We start from the raw sequence: 16,368 nt of genomic DNA, 5'->3' as shown, positions 1-16,368 counted from the left end.
CCACCGGTGAGGAGACTGGAGCACCGGACGCTCGCCCTCCCGTCGGCCGCCGCAGGGGTCGGCTTCAAGCCGCACCTCCGCGTCGAGACCGTCCCCGGCGAGGGGGTCTACCTGATCTCCGCCCACGGCGTGACCGTGCTGCGCGGAACGCTGATCGCGACCCTCGCCCCGCTGCTCGACGGCACCCGGAACCGGGAACGGCTGCTGGCCGACGCCGCCGCGCTGCGTCCGGCGCTGGATCCGGAACGGACCGGCGAGGTCCTCACCCGGCTCTCCCGCGCTGGTCTCCTCACCGACACCGCCCCTCCCCGCCACCGGCCCGCCGGTCGGCATCCGGGCGACCGGCAGCCAGCCGACCGGCCGTACGACGCTTCGGAGTTGGCCTACTGGGAGCTGGCCGGACTCAACGGCCAGCAGGCCGCCCGCACGGTGGCCGACGCCTCGGTCCGCCTGCTCTGCCTCGGCTCGACCGACCGGGACGACGTCCTCGCCGCCTTCCGCACGGCCGGACTGACCGTGGTCGCGGACGACGCGACCGGACAGCAGTCCGGCACGGCGACGGCCGCTGCGGCGGCCGACCTCACCGTCGTCGCCTGTGACGACTACCTCGACGCAGCCCTCGACCGGATCGACGCCGAACAGCGCGCCACCGGTCGCCCCTGGCTGCTCTTCAAGCCCAGCGGCCCGTCCTGCTGGATCGGGCCCGTCCTGGTCCCGCAGCAGAACGCCTGCTGGCACTGCATGGCCCACCGGCTGCGGCTCAACCGCCAGCCGGAGACCCGCCTGCAGCAACTCCTCGGCCGCAGCGGCCCGGTGCCGCACCCGCCGAGCGCCCACCCCGCCGGAGCGGCGGCGGCCGTCCACCTCGCCGCCCTGGAGGCGGCCAAGTGGCTCGGCGGCCTCCGCACTCCGCACCAGGCGGACCTGGTCACCCTGGACACGACGACCCTGGAGAGCCGCCGCCACACCGTCGTCCGCCGCCCGCAGTGCCCCTGCTGCGGCAACCCGACCCTGGTCGCCGAGCGGATCACCGCACCGGTGGTCCCGGTCTCCCGGCCCAAGGTCCGGCTCGACGGGGGCGACCACCGCTCCGCCTCGCCGCAGCAGGTCCTGGACGCGTACGGACACCTGGTCAGCCCGGTCACCGGCGCGGTCCGCGAACTGCGCCGCGACAGCCGCGGGCCCGCCTTCCTCAACTGCTACCGCGCGGGCGACAATCCGGCCACTGTCGCCCGCGACCACGCCGCCGTCCGCGCGGGGCTGCGCACGTGGAGCTCCGGCAAGGGCGCCACGCCCCTGCACGCCAAGGTCAGCGCGCTGTGCGAGGCGCTGGAACGGCACAGCGGCCACTACCAGGGCGACGAGACCGTCGTCCGCGCCTCCCTCCGCGAACTCGGCCCCGACGCCCTCCACCCGGACCTGGTCCAGCTCTTCCACCCGCGCCAGGTCGTCGAGTGGTACGCCGAGCGGAGCGCACCCGGCGCAGCGCCGCGCGGCGCCTTCAACCAACTCTGCGACCCCGTGGACGAGGACGAGCAGCTCGACTGGACGCCGGTCTGGTCGCTGACCGGAAATCGTCAGCGCTGGCTGCCCACCGCCCTCCTCTACTACCGCGCGCCGCAACCGCCCGGACGCGTCGTCTGCCAGGCCACGTCCAACGGCACCGCCGCCGGCAGCAGCCTGGAGGACGCGATCGTCCAGGGCTTCCTGGAGCTGGTCGAGCGGGACAGCGTCGCCCTGTGGTGGTACAACCGGCTGCGCCGCCCGGCCGTGGACCTCGCCGCCTACGCCGACCCGTGGATCGCCGAGCATCTGACGGTCCATCAAGACATGGGCCGCACCGTCTGGGCGCTGGACCTCACCGCCGACCTCGGCATCCCCGTCTTCGCCGCCTTCTCGGCCCTCACGGCCCTCACGGAGAGCCGGACAGCGTCTCCCCAGGACATCGTCATGGGCTTCGGCGCCCACTTCGACTCCCGGGTCGCGCTGCGCCGCGCGCTGTCCGAGAGCAACCAGATGCTGCCCGCCGTCCTGGACGCGAAGGACGGCACCGGCTACGGCTGCGACGACCCGGTCACCCTCGACTGGTTCCGGCGCGCCACCACGGAGAACCAGCCCTACCTGCTGCCCGACCCGGCCGCGCCCACCCGCTCACCCGCCGACTTCCCCTACCGGCCCCGCGCCGACCTGCGCGACGACGTGCTGGACGTGGTGGAACTGCTGCGCGGCCACGGTCTGGAACTGCTGGTCCTCGACCAGACCCGGCCCGACCTCGGCATCCCGGTGGCCAAGGTGATCGTCCCTGGTCTGCGCCCGTTCTGGGCCCGGTTCGCCGCCGGGCGGCTCTACGACGTACCGGTCCGACTGGGCTGGCAGCAGACCCCGACCCGCTACGAGGACCTCAACCCCATCCCGTTCTTCCTCTGACCATGTGCCGCTCTACCGCAGTCAACTCCCGGTACGCCATTGGTTCCAGCAACAGTGTTCCCGTAACGGAAAGGGCCGAAAGCACATACTTCGGCAACACACTTCCGACGTTGTTTCTCCTAGGATGACCTCGTCGCGCACACCGCTGGCCTGAGTTGGTGGGGGGTAGTCGTGGGGGAGTTCCACAAGACCGGTTCCGTTACGTCCGGATCGGGTTCGGGTTCTGGAACCGGTTCGGGATCCGGATCCGGTAAACCGGCCATGGGCTTGGCGAACTTCGCCCCACGAACGGCGCAGGTGATCACCGGCGTCGTGATCGTCGGATTCTTCCTGATCGCGCTCAGCTACGCGGTGAGCAACCGCCTTTCGGCCATCGGGCTGCTGGGATTCGTCATCATCCTCAGCGTGCTGCTGGCCCTGCAGACGCTCCACTCCTTCCCGGCGATCGCCCCGCGCCTGGCGCCGTACCGACGCGAGAGCCTGGCGCTGCAGGCGGTGCTCACCTACGTGCCGTTCTTCTTCTACGGGGACGCCTGGCTCGGCATGCCCGGGTTCCTCGCCTCCTCGGCGCTGCTGGTGCTGCCCGCGGCGGCCGGCTGGACGGTCTTCGGACTGGTCGTCGCCGCCGCCGCTCCGGTGCAGTTGCTGGTCGGCTACCCGGTCGGCGACATGCTCTACAACATCGTCGCCGTCGCGCTGACCGCGGCCATCGTCACCGGTCTGAGCCGGATGTCCGACCTCGTCTCGGAACTGCACCTGGCCCGCATCGAGTTGGCCCGCGTCGCGGTGATGCAGGAGCGGCTGCGCTTCGCCCGCGACCTGCACGACCTGCTCGGCTACAGCATCTCCACGGTCACCCTGAAGTGCGAGTTCGCGCACCGGATCGTCACCAGCCAGCCCGACCGGGCCCAGCACGAGCTGGAGGAGATCCTGCAGATCTCCCGTCAGGCCCTCTCCGACGTGCGCACGCTGGCCAGCAACTACCGCTCCAAGACCGTCCTTCCGGAGGCCCTGGCGGTGCAGTCGATGCTGAGCTCGGTCGGCATCGACGCCGAGGTCGACATCCCGGACGGCCTGCAGCTGCCGACCGAGGTCGACGCCACGCTGGTCGCGGTGCTGCGCGAGGGCGTCACCAACATGCTGCGCCACAGCAAGGCGGGCCATTGCCGGATCGCCCTCCGCCTGGCCCCGCCGATGGTCACGCTGACCCTGTGGAACGACGGCGCGGCAGCCCTGCCCGGCATCCCGCCGTCCGTCGAACGCGGCGGCCGGGGACATCACGGCCACGGGCACAAGCACGAGGACGGCCACGTCTCGGACAGCGGCTCGGGTGGGCCCGGCGGCAGCGGGATCGTCAACCTGACACAGCGCCTGAGCGAGCTCGGCGGCTCCCTCAGCGCGGGCACGGCCGACGACGGTTACCTGCTCCGGGCCGTCGTCGAACTCCCCTCGGAGCCCGCCGCGCCTGCCGCGGAGTCGGAGGCCGAGTCGACGCCCGCCTCGGCCGACCTGGCAGTGTGCTGAACCCGGCAGTGGGCTGAACCCGGCGGGCGGCCGACAGGCCACTCTGCAGCTCCGACCGCCGCGCCGACCTGCTCAGAACCGACCTGCTCAGAACCGACCTGCTCAGAACCGGCTGGCCCAGAACCGGCCGCCCAGCGCCGATCGGCTCAGAGCCAGCCGGACTCCTTCGCGATCCGCACCGCGTCCAGGCGGTTGCGCGCGTTGAGCTTGGTCACGATGTTGGTCAGGTAGTTCCGGACCGTACCGGAGGCCAGGAAGAGCCGGGCCGCGATCTGCCCGACGTCCTCCCCCTCGGCGGTCAGCCGCAGCACCTCGATGTCGCGCGGCGTCAGCGGGCTGGTCTCGGCCTCCAGGGCCGCCAGCGCCAGCTTGGGGTCGATGGCGTGGCCGCCCGCGGCGACCGAGCGGATGGCGTTCGCCAGCACGTCCGGCTCGGCGTCCTTGAGCATGAAGCCGACCGCGTGCGCGGCCAGCGCCCGACGCAGGTTCCCCGGACGCCCGAGGCTGGTGAGGATCATCGTCCGGCAGCTGGGGAGCTGCTTGTGCAGGCACTCGCTCGCGGTGATGCCGTCCATGCCGGGCAGTTCGATGTCGAGGACCGCGACGTCGGGTCTGAGTCTCAGCGCCAGCGGCAGGATCTCGTCTCCCCGCGCGGTCTCGCCGACGATCTCCAGGTCGTCTTCCAGGCTCAGGAGTGAAACCAGGGCCTTCCGAAGCATGAGCATGTCCTCAGCGATCAGGATGCTGATCACGCTCCACCACCGCCTTCCGTCAACGCGCATGCGCGGGAGGAATTCCCCCCGTTGATGCCATGTCAGCATACGGTGAGTTCGTGCGTCTGACCGAGGTCCGAACAGCGGCGAACATTCCTTCGCGGCAACCGACTTGGGCTTCCGCTTCGCCCGCGGGATTCCACCTGTGACGTTTCTCTGCATTTCCTTTGAATCCGTCCACGAAGCACCCGCCAACCACCGGTGAGACGCCCGCGAAGGGTTCTCCGAAAGCGGGACTGGCCCACGGCCAATGCTTCCTCTGCCGCCTTGCCCGCCGCTTCGGACCGCTACGTCGGCCGGTTGTCTCGCCCCGCAGTCTCGGCCCGCAGTCTCGGCCCGGCGCCTCAGCCCGCTGTGCACTCCTGCTCGTCGAGCACCGCGCGGCGCACCCGGAGAAGCCAGGCCTCCGCCGGGCGCTCGTCCGGCGCCGCGGGCAGCACGCCGGACGCGGCGAACGCCTGCTCCGCCGCCGCCAGCCGCGCCTCCGCCTCGCCCGGCCGGGCCGCGATCCGCTCCCCCTCGGCCCGCAGCCGCTCCGGATCGTCGACGCGCAGCCGCAGGTCGCCGCTGCGGTGCAGGTGGACGCCCTGTTCCAGCAGCCGCAGCAGGTGCCGGGCATGCTTGGCCAACCGCGCGGGCGGGACCGCGCCGCTCCCCTCCCGGCTCTCCCTGGCGACCAGCTTGCGGAACTGCTGCGTGGCATAGCCGAGATACGCGTTGCGCACCGCCCGCGCGCTCAGGAACGACCGACGGATGCCGATCAGCTCCTCCCCCAGCGCCGTCCGCGTCAGGTAGCCGTCCTCCGGCAGCCAGACCAGCTCCGACGCGGTCGGGTTCGCGCTCAGCGCCAACCGGCACCACTTGGCCGCCTCGTGCAGCGTCCGGTCCGGCGCGGTCGTCACCACGGACTCCCCGGGCCGGTGCAGGCCGAACAGCCGCTCCGTCGGCACCGCGTAGACGCCCAGCCGGTCCACGTCCGACCCGGCGTGCGCCAGCCCGTACGCGGTGGACCCGACCACGCCCTCCAGCAGCACCCGCCCCTGTCCCGCGCCCATGCCCCGTTCCCCCCGCCTGGTGAGCCCGCCTGATCAGCCTCCCTGATCAGCCCTGCTCCGTCTGCGGCGAGTCTGCCGCGCCGCCCGGGGCCGGGCCCACCGGATTATCGACCGAAAAGCCGTTGCGATCGCCAAGGCGACCTGCCTACCGTGGCAGCACACCGAAGGGAGGTGATCCTGTAGTGAGTACATTCAGGACGCGTGAGGTGGCTGCGCGCTAGCGCCGCCCCGCCCGCAGCGGCTGGTGCAGCGGGCACTTCCACAGCGCGCAAGCGCAATTCACAGCAGTCACCCGGCCCGCAGGCCCACCGGATCGTCCTCCGGTGCCCACGTCCCCGTTCCTAGGTCGGGGATGGGAGCAAGCCTGCGGGCCGCCTGCTGTTCCGATCACGGTCGTTACCCGGGTGGCCAGGGCTCCTCGGACTACTCAGGTTCCCCGGGGTCCTCGGCGTCGCGGGATCTCGGTCCGGACGCGAAGTGCTGGCTCCCGTACTGCACGGCAAACACCTCCCCGGAGTGGGTGGCGGAATTGACCTGGATCGCCAAGCCCGGCCTCTCCTGGCCGCGCAGCGAGGCCAGGGCCGTGACCTCCCGGGCGAGCGCCGGATTCCGGTCGAGCAACTGGGCGAGAACCTCGGTCCAGTAGTCCAGGACCGTGGCGTCGACCGCTCCCCTCGTGGCGGTCGACGCCTGGTCCAGCGCTACGGTCAGCTCCCTGCGGTGACTGCGGCGGGCGTGCGCGATGACGCCACTCATCAGGGTCTTCGCCTCACCCCAGAGGTCCGTGCCCATCGCCGCGACCAGCGCGGTGGCTCCGCCGGCGGCGAGCTCGGCGAGTTCCTCGTTCATCGGCTCGATTCCACCCGCTCGTTGTTGTGGATGTGCTGGACGCCGCTGTGCACGACATAGGCCCGGCTGTGTCCTGAGGCATGGACGGACTGCTCCGCGGCCCGCTGCTCGGGCAGCGCAGGCCGCTCGGCGTCCCCGGAGCCGGGGTCTGCGACCCCACCAGGGTCGCCTCCACCGTCCCGGCCCGCGTCGCCGCTGCCGTCCAGGTCGGCATCGACCCGCGGCCCGACGGGGCTGCCCGGATACCAGAGCCAGGCCTTGGCGGTGTACTCCTTCACCTGGACCGTGGCCACGCTGAAGGCGTCGGATTCGAGCCCCTCGTGGCCGTGCCCGACCGTCTCCTCGTGGAAGTGGTGCGACAGGATCGCGGCCACCGGGGTGCCGCTGGTACCGGCCAGGGCCGCCTGCCGCAGCGGGGCCGAGTCGAGCAGCCGCGCCAGCGCCTCGAACGGAGCGCCGGAGACGGCGTCGTGGATCCCCCGGGTGTCCTCCCGATCCACCCGGATCTCCCCCGCGTGCGCGGCGACCCGCACCCGCACCCGGGACTCCGCTGCTGCATGCCGATTGTGCTCGCGGATCCGCGAGTTCAGCTCCGGCAGCAGCGGGACCAGCAGTCTCGCCTTGGGCAGTCCGGCCGGGGCCACCAGCTGGCAGCCGTCACCGGTGTCGACGTAGGCGAAGTCCCGCTCGTCCAGATCCGCGATGCCCATGGCGCTGGCCAGCGCGGAACGCAGCACGCTGCGGACCTCCTGCAGCCGCTGCTCGCCACGCCCCGCGGAACCCGCGATGTCGCACGCCAGCAGCGCTCGGTACTCGTACCTCGGATTCACGTTCCCTCCGCGACGACGACGAGGGCCGGCAAGTCGAAGATCGATTGCCGTCGGCACCGGATTTCCGCTGCCGACAAGATGATTGACGAGATCGTAGGGGAGGGGTCCTCGGGTAGAACGGCTACAAATACGGCTTGTTCGGCTTCGGCCGGACGAGGACGAGAGGTGTGGCCGATGAGCAACGCACGGGTTCGCGGGGCCGCGACGTACTGGCCGCCGGCGGGACTGCTCGGGCGGGTCGACGAGCGCGACCGCGCGATCCTGCTGGGGCTCGGCCACGGCGTGGTCTACCCGGCCGGTCAGATCACCATTCGCGAAAACGACACCTCGGACTACGCGCTGCTCCTGGTCGGCGGCACGGTGAAGGTCACCGCGCACGCCCACGACGGCCGCGAGGCGCTGCTGGCCGTACGGATGGCCGGGGACCTGGTCGGCGAACTCGCCGGGATCGACGGTCAGCCGCGCGTCGGCACCGTGACCGCCTGCGGCAAGGTGCTGGCCCGCTACATCCTGCGCTCCGAGCTGGCGGAGTGCACGAAACAGCACCCCGCCATAGCACTTGCGCTCAACGCCAGCGTCGTCGCCAAGCTCCGCACAGCGACGGGGCGCATCGTCGACTTCACCGGCTGCGACGTGCTCGGACGGCTGGCCAGGATCTTGCACCACCTGGCCGTCATCTATGGACGCCCCGGTCGCACCCAGGCCCATCTCCCGCTGTCACAGCCGGAGATGGCCACCCTGGTCGGCGCGGCGGAGTCCTCGGTCCACAAGGCCCTGCGAGCACTGCGGGAGTCGGGCGCAGTCGAGACCGGCTACCGCAGGATCACCATCCTCGACCTGGACCTCCTCTCCCGCATCGCGGCCGAGGCGGTCCCGCTGGAAGCGAATCTCTCCAAACACGTATAAGCATCGGGTTTGCCCGCCGGTCCTGCTGTCAGCATGACCGAGCGCCGGACCCGGGCGTGGAAGAAACGGGGGAAGCAGATGCCAGAGAACCCTGACAACGAAGCGATCCAAGAGACCCACGTGCAGGCCGGTGACGTGAGCGGCACGATGATCGTCGGCCACGACAACACCGTGAACACCCTGGAGATCACCGCCCGCCGCGGCTCGAAGATCATCGTCCACCCGGGACCGCGGCCGGCCCCGGCCAAGCGCCACCCCATCGCCCAACTCCCGCGCTCCGTCGCCGATCCGCTGATCGGCCGCGAGCACGACGTCCGGATCATGCAGGCTGCCGTCGAGACCCGTCAGCTGGTGCAGCTCTGGGGCGTCTCCGGGGTCGGCAAGAGCGCGCTGCTGCGCCACCTGTCGCGCACGCTGCCGCGCGGGCCCGAGGGCGTCGCCTACATCGAGGCCGGCGGCCGTACGGCGGACGACCTCGCGCAGGCGATCTTCGACGTCAGCTTCGACATCGGCTTCGACACGCTCAACTACAAGCCGTCGCTGGAGGTGCTGAAGGAGCACCTCCAGACGCTCAAGCTGCGGATCTACCTGGACGACGCAGGACTCGACGAGAAGGACCTACGTCGTCTGTTCGACATGGCCGAGCAGTCCACATTCGTCTTCACCTCACAGCAGCCGACCGTGCTCAGTGACGTGCACCCGGTCCAGCTGGACGGGCTGACGGACTCGGCCGCCGCGGAGCTGGTGAACACGCTGCTGGACCGCGAGTTGGGACGAGACGAGACGCGGATCGTCAAGGCGCTGTGCGACGCGGTCCGCGGCAATCCGCTGGAATTGCGACGCATTGCGATGTCGGCCGCGATCGGCAACGGGCTGCCGAGCATCACCGCGCTGCCCCAGCTGCTCCCCGCACTGGTGAAGCAACTCCGGCTGGAGGAGCGCGACCTGCTGCACCTGCTCGGCTCGATCGAAGGAGCCGAGCTGGCCGCACGCCACCTGAACGACCTGCTCGGTCGGACGGACGCCGACACGCTCGCCGCCGGACTCGTCCGCCACGGCCTGCTGCTCACCTCGGAGACCGGCTACAGCTGCCCACCGGACGTCGCTGAGTGCGTGCTGGCCACTCGGAAGTCGGAGTTCCCCGCCGACCAGCTCTGCCGGACGCTCACCGCATGGGTCGACGACCAGGCCACCACCCCAGACGACGTCGCCGCGCACTTCCAGGCCCTGGACATCGCGGTGCTACGCGCGGAGCGACTCGGCCAGGCCGACCTCGGCGTGTCGCTGGCCCGCGCCGCCTCGCCCAAGCTGGCCCTCTCCCGGCAGTTCGACGCCTGGGGCAGCCTGCTCGGCGCCGGGTGGGCCGTGGCCAAGCACGTCGGCGACAAGCAGGGCGAGGAGTTCTTCCTGCGCGAGGCACGCACCCGCCGCAAGTCGATCACCCGCGTCGCGCTGACCACGGCCCTGGTGGTCGAAGCGGAAGTGCTGTGGAAGGAACTAGCCGCCCTGCACGCGAAGACAGCAGCGGCCCAGAACCTCTCCAACGCGGCGACGGCCCTCACCCCGCCGCCGGTCCACCTGCTGCCCACGCCGCCCAGCCCGGCGCCCACCGTGCCCACGGTGCACCCGCCGGTCACCCCGGCCACCACGCCGCCCGCCGCTCCGCCCGCTACACCGCCGCCCGCGCACGTGGCACCGCCCGTCCACGTGACGCCACCGGTCCAGGTGACACCGTCCGTGCCGACGTCCCCGGGGCCGGGCGTCTCCAACGTCAGCTCCAACGTCGCCTCCAAGACCGCCTCGCAGTCGCAGGCCGGCGGCTCGCACATGACGGGCACTCAGGCCTCCACGCACGCCACCGCGTCGTCGCACCTCGGGACCACCGTCGTGGGCAAGCCCGTGGTCGTCGCCGGCGTGGCGGGCAAGGGCGGAATCGCCGGGCTCGCCTTCGCGTGCACGCTCGGCCTCGCCGCCGTGGTAGGCGTGGGTGTCACGGTCTACGCGGACAACCAGCCGGTCTCGGCCCCGGTCGTCTCGACGGTCCCCACGGACACCACGAACCCCACCGACACGACGACCCCGACCGACGACACCTCGCCCTCAGTCGATCCCGCGTGCACGGCCATCGCCTCCACCTGGTCGTCAGAGGTCAACCAGTACAACTCCGACTACACCACCGCGACCAGCGCGCTCGATGCCTACAACAGCGCCATGGCTTCCTACAACGCGGGTCAGACGTCCACTCCTCCCGACGACAGCACGTTGCTCTCCGACGTGCAGAGCGAGATCAACGACCTGCAGACGATGGCCTCCACGGTGCAGGAGGCCCAGGGGCAGGCTCAGTCCAGCTCCGTGCAGACGGACCTCGACGACATCCTGACGCCCGATCAGCAGCTGGTGCAGATGTATCAGGCCTACGAGAACGATCCGCAGAACAACGCGTTCGACGGGTCGAGCCAGGTCTCCTCGTTGAACTCCGCCGCACAGAGCCTGCAGACCGACTGCGGCGGCTGACCGTAGCCGGGACCACCCAGGAAGGGCCAACCATGTCCGCAGATCCCACCCACGGGAACGTCCGCATCGGAGACGTCTCCGGCACCGCGATCGTCGGCGACAACAACCGCGTGACGACCACGAAGCAGCACCCCGAGCCGTCGCAGCCGCCGCACCCGCGTCAACAGAACTCCGCGGAGGACCAGGCGGCCGTCTTCTCGGTCTACAACGGCGACATGACCGTCCACCACACAGCTGCCGCCGAGCCCGAGCCGGAGCCTGAGGGGAAAGACTGAGAAACCCCGCGTGCCCCGGGCGACGTCCATCGCCCGGGGCACGCACCTTGCTGTCCGTGCTGGCCACCCAGTCAGTCCTGGTCGTTCAACAACTCCAGGTCCTGCGCACTCAGCGTGGCCGTCTTCAGCAGCTCCCTGATCAGGTTGACGCTGAGCGTCGAGCCGACCGGTTCGCCGACCTCGTCGCGCAGGAGGCCCCGTACGCCCCGGCGGTGCAGTCGTTCGCGCACGTCCTCGACCGCGTTCGCGACGGTCTTGTACGTCCAGGACTTGGTCACGTAGGGCGAGGCGTTGACCAGACGCGCGGTGTCCTCCCACGGCAGCGGGAGCGGGAAGGCGTCGTGGCCCTCCAGGTAGCGCCGGGCGAGTGCGGTGAGCACCAGCCGCTCATGCGGGGAGAGTTCGTAGACCGTCTCGGGGTCCACGGTCTCCGCGCTGCTCGTGGAGCGGGGGTGCCGGTCGTCCTCGTCCACCAGACGGACCTCCACCAGATGGGAGCGCTGCTTGGACGAGTTGATCACCAGCGGGGTGTACCCGGCCTCGAGGATCCGCTTGTGCCCGGTGAGCATCAGCACGCCGTCGGGCAGTTCGATAGGGAGGTTTCCGGTGTTGACCAGCCACCAGTCGCCGTCCGCACCCGTGCAGGTGAAGACGCCGTGCCGACGGCTGACCGTCGGGTCGTCGACGCCCACCGGCACGTGCACGTCCTCACGATCGCGCCCGAACAGCAGCGTGTACCGGCGCGGCGGCACGGCGTACCCGCCCTCCGGACCCAGTACGAAGATCGTCCCCGGCGGCGCCGCCGGCACTCGGTCGGCGGGACTGCCCGGTGGCAGGATCTGGGGTGGGAAGCTTCCTGACGCCATGTCATATACCTCCGGCTCGGCTCGCGCCAGTGTACGAAGGCACCGTGGGGACCGGTCCTCACACAGTATGCGAAGCACCGGTCTCACAGATGTGCGAGGTCCGGCGCACAGGCCCGCGCCTTCGCCGTCAACCCGCCATGCCGGCAGTCAACTTGCTGATAGCCTGCCCGGCGTCAGTGCAAGCAGCCGGGGGACCTGCTGATGATGGACAGCACGATCGCCGAGCCGCTCGGCGCGGACGATCCGCAGGAGATCGGCAGCTTCGCCGTCATCGGCGTGCTCGGCACCGGCGGCATGGGCGAGGTCTACCTCGGGGTGTCGGACCGGGGCTACGCCGCCGTCAAGCGCGTCCGGGCGCGACTGGTCTCCAGCGAGCGCTTCGAACGCGAGGTCGGGCTCCTCTACCGCGTACCGGTCGGAGTCGGGCCGCGGGTGCTGGCGAGCGACGGCACCGCGGAGCGCCCATGGTTCGCCACCGAGTACGTGGCCGGACTCACCGTGGACGAAGCCGTCCGGCTGCGCGGCCCGCTGCCCGCCGAGGCACTCTGGCTGCTGCTGGCCGAGGCGGCGGCCCAACTGACCGCCGTGCACGAAGCCGGGATCACGCACCGCGACGTGAAGCCCGGCAACGTGATGCTGGTACGCGACGGCGTGAAGCTGATCGACTTCGGCATCGCCCGCGCCGCGGACCAGGCGAGGCTCACCAAGACCGGTGGCAGCTACGGTACTCAGGGCTTCTCGGCACCGGAACAGCAGTCCGGGGACGAGAACGTGGGCGCGCCCGCGGACGTGTACGGGCTCGGGGCGCTTCTGCTCTACGCGGCCTCGGGTCGCACGCCCGGCGTCGTCCCCGACGTCGAACCGCTGCGCGCCGTGGACGCCGACCTCGCCGACCTCGTCGCGTCCTGCCTCGCCACCGCCCCCAAAGACCGCCCCACCGCCCGCGAGTTGGCCGGCACCGCACGCACGCAGCTGCCGGTTCCGGCACCGACCTGGCCCTCGGAGGTCATGGCACGCGTCGCCGCGCGACGTGACTTCGCCGCCACACCGGTCAGCAAGATGGACACCGTCCCGCCGCCGGAGCCGGATCCGGATCCCGAACCGGACACCGTGCCGAACGCCCCCACGGCAGCGCACCGGCGGCGCACGCGCCTGCTCCTGCTGCCGACCGCCGGACTGGTCGCCCTGGGCGTCGTCGCGGCCGTCGTGTTCTCCCCGTCCGCGCCCGCGGACAACGGCAGTCCGCGGTCGTCCGGCGGCGCGACGGACACCGTCCAGCCCGTGGGCCGGACGTCGCAGTCGTCCTCCGCGAGCCCGAGCCGCAACGCCTCGTCCCCCGCCGGGTCCGCCTCCGCGTCGGCGGGACTCCCGACCGCCCAGGGCGGCACGGGCGGCACAGGCGGCAGCACAGGCAGTGCCACCGGCGGCCAGGCCACCCCACCGGGCGTGCCCGGCACGAGCCCGGCCCCCGGCCCGGTCACGAGCACCCCACCCGCGGCGCCCGGCCCCAGCCCCACCGCGTCGTCGATCAGCGGCATCAGCGGCGGCGACGACACGACGCAGGTCAGGGGTTCCGAAGCGGACACCGACTGGTATGCCAACGACGCGGCCTGCTCCGCCTGGTTGGACGACAACGGCTCCGGCGGGCTCGCAGGCGTGGTGAACACCTCCATGGGCGAGACCTGCGACGCCGAGCTCTACCGCACCGGCGGCATGGCATACGGCTTCTACGCCTCCTTCGGCGCCGCGAAGACGAACTTCATCCCGGACGCCGGCCACGCGATGTGGATCTGCGTCTGGAAGGCGGGCGACCAGTCCGACGAGAAGTGCTCCCCGCGCTTCGGCATGAACGGCCACACCCCGGTCATGCAGTGAAATCACGCAACGGCGGCGAGCGCCGCTGCCGACAGGTCCAACAGGTCTGAGTGGAACGCGGACAGGCCGCCCCCGAAACGGGGACGGCCTGTCGGTGAGCCCGCCTGTCGGCGAGCCTCAGTGAGGTCAGTTCTTCCAGCGCGGCTTGCGCTCGGCGGAGCCACCGGCAGAGCCGCCGGCGCGGTAGCCGGAGGGGCCACGGTCCTCGCGGCGCTGGAAGCCACCACGGTCGTCACGGCGGTCGTCGCGACGGAAGTTGCCGGACGCCGGACGGTGGTCGTCGCGACGGGCGGCGCCGAAGGACGGACGACGGTCGCGGTCGCCGCCGAAGGAACGGCCCGCGCCGAAGGACGGACGGTCCTCGCGACGCTGGAAGCCACCGCGGTCACCACCACGGTCACCCCGGTCGTCGCGACGGTCGTCACGGCGGAAGCCCTCACGGTCGTCCCGACGCTGGAAACCACCGCGGTCGTCACGACGCTGGAAGCCACCGCGGTCACCACCACGGTCACCGCGGTCGTCCCGACGGTCGTCACGGCGGAAGCCCTCACGGTCGTCCCGACGCTGGAAACCACCGCGGTCACCACCACGATCGTCCCGACGCTGGAAACCACCACGATCGTCCCGACGCTGGAAACCACCACGGTCACCGCGGTCGCCGCCACGGTCGTCCCGACGCTGGAAGCCGCCACGGTCGTCACGGCTGCGCTCCTCACGGCTCGAGAAGCCTCGGTCCGCACGCGGCGCGCGGGCCTCGACGGCGACCGGAGCGTCAGCAGCCTCGGCAACCGCAACCGGGGTGCCCTCGGCCGCTTCCGCGCCCTCCGCCCCATCGGCGACCGGCTCGTCCGTAAGGCCCAGCTCGGCACGCTCGGAGGCGGCACGGGAGGCGAGACGCTCGGCCTCGTCGCGGAGGTTGGTGGCGTGGCGGGTGGCCCGCTCCAACTCCTTGGTCAGGGAGGCGACATCGCGCTCGGCCTGCTTGGCCTGGGTCGCGGCCGACTCGGCCTGAACCTCCGTCAGCGAACGGGCACCGGTGATGCGGACCAGGTCCGCGTCGAAGGAGCCGCCGACGATGTGGCGGGTCGCCTCGACACCGGCGTCCTCCAGCAGACGGAAGGTGCTGCGGCGCTGGTGCGGCAGGATCAGCGTGACGACCGTGCCGGAGCGACCGGCACGCGCGGTGCGGCCGGAGCGGTGCAGGTAGTCCTTGTGGTCACCGGCCGGGTCCACGTTGAGCACCAGGTCGATGCCGTCGACGTGGATGCCGCGCGCGGCGACGTCGGTGGCGACGAGGACGTGGACGTAACCGTCCTTGAAGTCGGCGAGGGTGCGGGTACGCGCGCCCTGGGTCATGCCGCCGTGCAGCGCGTCCGCCTTCACGCCCGCGTCACGCAGCTGGTCGGCGACACGGTCGCAGCCCATCTGGGTGCGGACGAAGATGATCGTGCGGCCCTTGCGGGCGGCGATCGCGTTGGTGACCGGCGCCTTGTCCTTGGGCTTCACGACCAGGACGTGGTGGGTCATGGTGGTGACCGCACCGGCGGACGGGTCGACCTCGTGGGTGACCGGGTCGACCAGGTAGCGCTTGACCAGCGTCCCGATCTCGTTCTCCAGCGTCGCGGAGAACAGCATGCGCTGGCCGCCGGCCGGGACCTTGTCGAGGAGCTCGGTGACCTCGGGCAGGAAGCCCATGTCGGCCATCTGGTCGGCCTCGTCGAGGACGACGATCTCGGTCTCTTCGAGCGAGCAGGCGTTGCGGTCGATCAGGTCGCGCAGGCGGCCGGGGGTGGCGACGAGGACGTCGACGCCGCGCTCCAGGGCCCAGATCTGCTTCGGCATGGAGGTACCGCCGCAGACGACCTTGAGGTTCAGGCCGAGGACCGAGCCGTACGGCTCGAGCGCGTCGGAGACCTGCATGGCCAGCTCGCGGGTCGGCACCAGGATCAGGCCGCGCGGGCGCTTGGCGCGGGTGCGGCCCTGCTCCAGGCGGGTCAGCAGCGGCAGGCCGAAGCTCAGCGTCTTGCCGGAGCCGGTACGGCCACGGCCGAGGACGTCCTTACCGGCAAGCGCGTCCGGGATGGTCGCGGCCTGGATCGGGAACGGGGTGGTCACGCCACGCTTGGCCAGGGTGCGGACGATCTCGTCCGGCAGACCCAGGTCGCCGAAGGTGAGCGTCTTCTCGGCGGGCTCGACAGCCTCGTCGGCGTTCTCGGCGGAATCAGTGGTGTTGACAGTGGAGTTGGTGATGTCGGCGGCGTCCGCCGGGATCTCGGTGAGGGCCTCGTGCTCCGCGGCCTCGGTGTTTTCGGGCATGGCGAAGCGGGCATCGTCAACGATGGACATGCAAAACCTTCCGGATATTGGCACGCGCCAAATCCGCAGGTTTCCAAACCGCCTCTATGCGGTCAGCCACGGAGTGCCGGAACGCGCCAAGGGCGCCTTATCTTCCAGCGCCGGGCAAATTGAACAAC

Annotated in this window: 12 protein-coding genes; 6 read left to right on the top strand and 6 right to left on the bottom strand. The window is 71.3% G+C overall.

Annotated elements, in window-relative coordinates; genetic code table 11:
• Positions 1–6: 6 nt before the first annotated feature.
• Together ABH928_RS25525 and ABH928_RS25520 are read left to right on the top strand one after the other, a co-directional pair.
• Positions 7–2,427, top strand: coding sequence for a TOMM precursor leader peptide-binding protein (locus ABH928_RS25525; protein ID WP_370070458.1), 2,421 nt, complete (start codon positions 7–9; stop codon positions 2,425–2,427).
• Between the two features lie 261 nt (positions 2,428–2,688).
• Positions 2,689–3,951 (top strand): sensor histidine kinase, encoded by a 1,263-nt coding sequence (locus tag ABH928_RS25520; RefSeq protein ID WP_370070456.1) that lies wholly within the window; start codon positions 2,689–2,691, stop codon positions 3,949–3,951.
• Positions 3,952–4,097: 146 nt separating this feature from the next.
• Here ABH928_RS25520 and ABH928_RS25515 read toward each other — a convergent pair whose 3' ends face one another.
• The 4 genes from ABH928_RS25515 to ABH928_RS25500 form a co-directional block, all read right to left on the bottom strand.
• Positions 4,098–4,703: a DNA-binding response regulator gene (locus ABH928_RS25515; RefSeq protein WP_370070454.1), complete on the bottom strand. Its 606-nt coding sequence runs from the start codon at positions 4,701–4,703 to the stop codon at positions 4,098–4,100.
• A 365-nt stretch (positions 4,704–5,068) separates the two neighbouring features.
• The gene (locus tag ABH928_RS25510; protein ID WP_370070452.1) at positions 5,069–5,779 is read right to left on the bottom strand and encodes a DNA polymerase beta superfamily protein; all 711 of its coding nucleotides are present in this window, start codon (positions 5,777–5,779) and stop codon (positions 5,069–5,071) included.
• 423 nt (positions 5,780–6,202) lie between these two features.
• Positions 6,203–6,628, bottom strand: a complete 426-nt coding sequence (locus tag ABH928_RS25505) for a hypothetical protein (RefSeq protein WP_370070450.1) — start codon at positions 6,626–6,628, stop codon at positions 6,203–6,205.
• A complete protein-coding gene (locus tag ABH928_RS25500; protein WP_370070448.1) occupies positions 6,625–7,458 on the bottom strand; it encodes a hypothetical protein in 834 nt (277 codons plus the stop codon). Before ABH928_RS25500 ends, ABH928_RS25505 begins: the two co-directional genes overlap by 4 nt.
• A gap of 174 nt (positions 7,459–7,632) precedes the next feature.
• Between ABH928_RS25500 and ABH928_RS25495 the strand changes: the two genes are divergently transcribed.
• The 3 genes from ABH928_RS25495 to ABH928_RS25485 all read left to right on the top strand — a co-directional run bounded on the left by ABH928_RS25495 (position 7,633) and on the right by ABH928_RS25485 (position 11,153).
• On the top strand, positions 7,633–8,364 hold the full coding sequence (locus ABH928_RS25495) for a Crp/Fnr family transcriptional regulator (RefSeq protein WP_370070446.1): 732 nt from the start codon (positions 7,633–7,635) through the stop codon (positions 8,362–8,364).
• Between the two features lie 78 nt (positions 8,365–8,442).
• Entirely contained in the window at positions 8,443–10,878 is a 2,436-nt protein-coding gene (locus tag ABH928_RS25490; RefSeq protein ID WP_370070444.1) for a hypothetical protein, read from the top strand.
• 32 nt (positions 10,879–10,910) lie between these two features.
• A complete protein-coding gene (locus ABH928_RS25485; protein ID WP_370070442.1) occupies positions 10,911–11,153 on the top strand; it encodes a hypothetical protein in 243 nt (80 codons plus the stop codon).
• A 71-nt stretch (positions 11,154–11,224) separates the two neighbouring features.
• Here the strand turns inward: ABH928_RS25485 and ABH928_RS25480 are convergent, their stop codons facing one another.
• Positions 11,225–12,019 (bottom strand): FHA domain-containing protein, encoded by a 795-nt coding sequence (locus tag ABH928_RS25480; RefSeq protein ID WP_370070440.1) that lies wholly within the window; start codon positions 12,017–12,019, stop codon positions 11,225–11,227.
• A 201-nt stretch (positions 12,020–12,220) separates the two neighbouring features.
• On the opposite strand from ABH928_RS25480, the gene ABH928_RS25475 reads away from it, so the two are divergent.
• Positions 12,221–13,894: a serine/threonine-protein kinase gene (locus tag ABH928_RS25475; protein ID WP_370070438.1), complete on the top strand. Its 1,674-nt coding sequence runs from the start codon at positions 12,221–12,223 to the stop codon at positions 13,892–13,894.
• 126 nt (positions 13,895–14,020) lie between these two features.
• Here ABH928_RS25475 and ABH928_RS25470 read toward each other — a convergent pair whose 3' ends face one another.
• A complete protein-coding gene (locus ABH928_RS25470; RefSeq protein ID WP_370070436.1) occupies positions 14,021–16,240 on the bottom strand; it encodes a DEAD/DEAH box helicase in 2,220 nt (739 codons plus the stop codon).
• Between the last annotated feature and the right edge of the window lie 128 nt (positions 16,241–16,368).

The organism is Streptacidiphilus sp. MAP5-3 (genome assembly GCF_041262505.1).
Classification (GTDB): domain Bacteria; phylum Actinomycetota; class Actinomycetes; order Streptomycetales; family Streptomycetaceae; genus Streptacidiphilus.
This window is presented reverse-complemented; position numbering and strand designations above follow the sequence as displayed.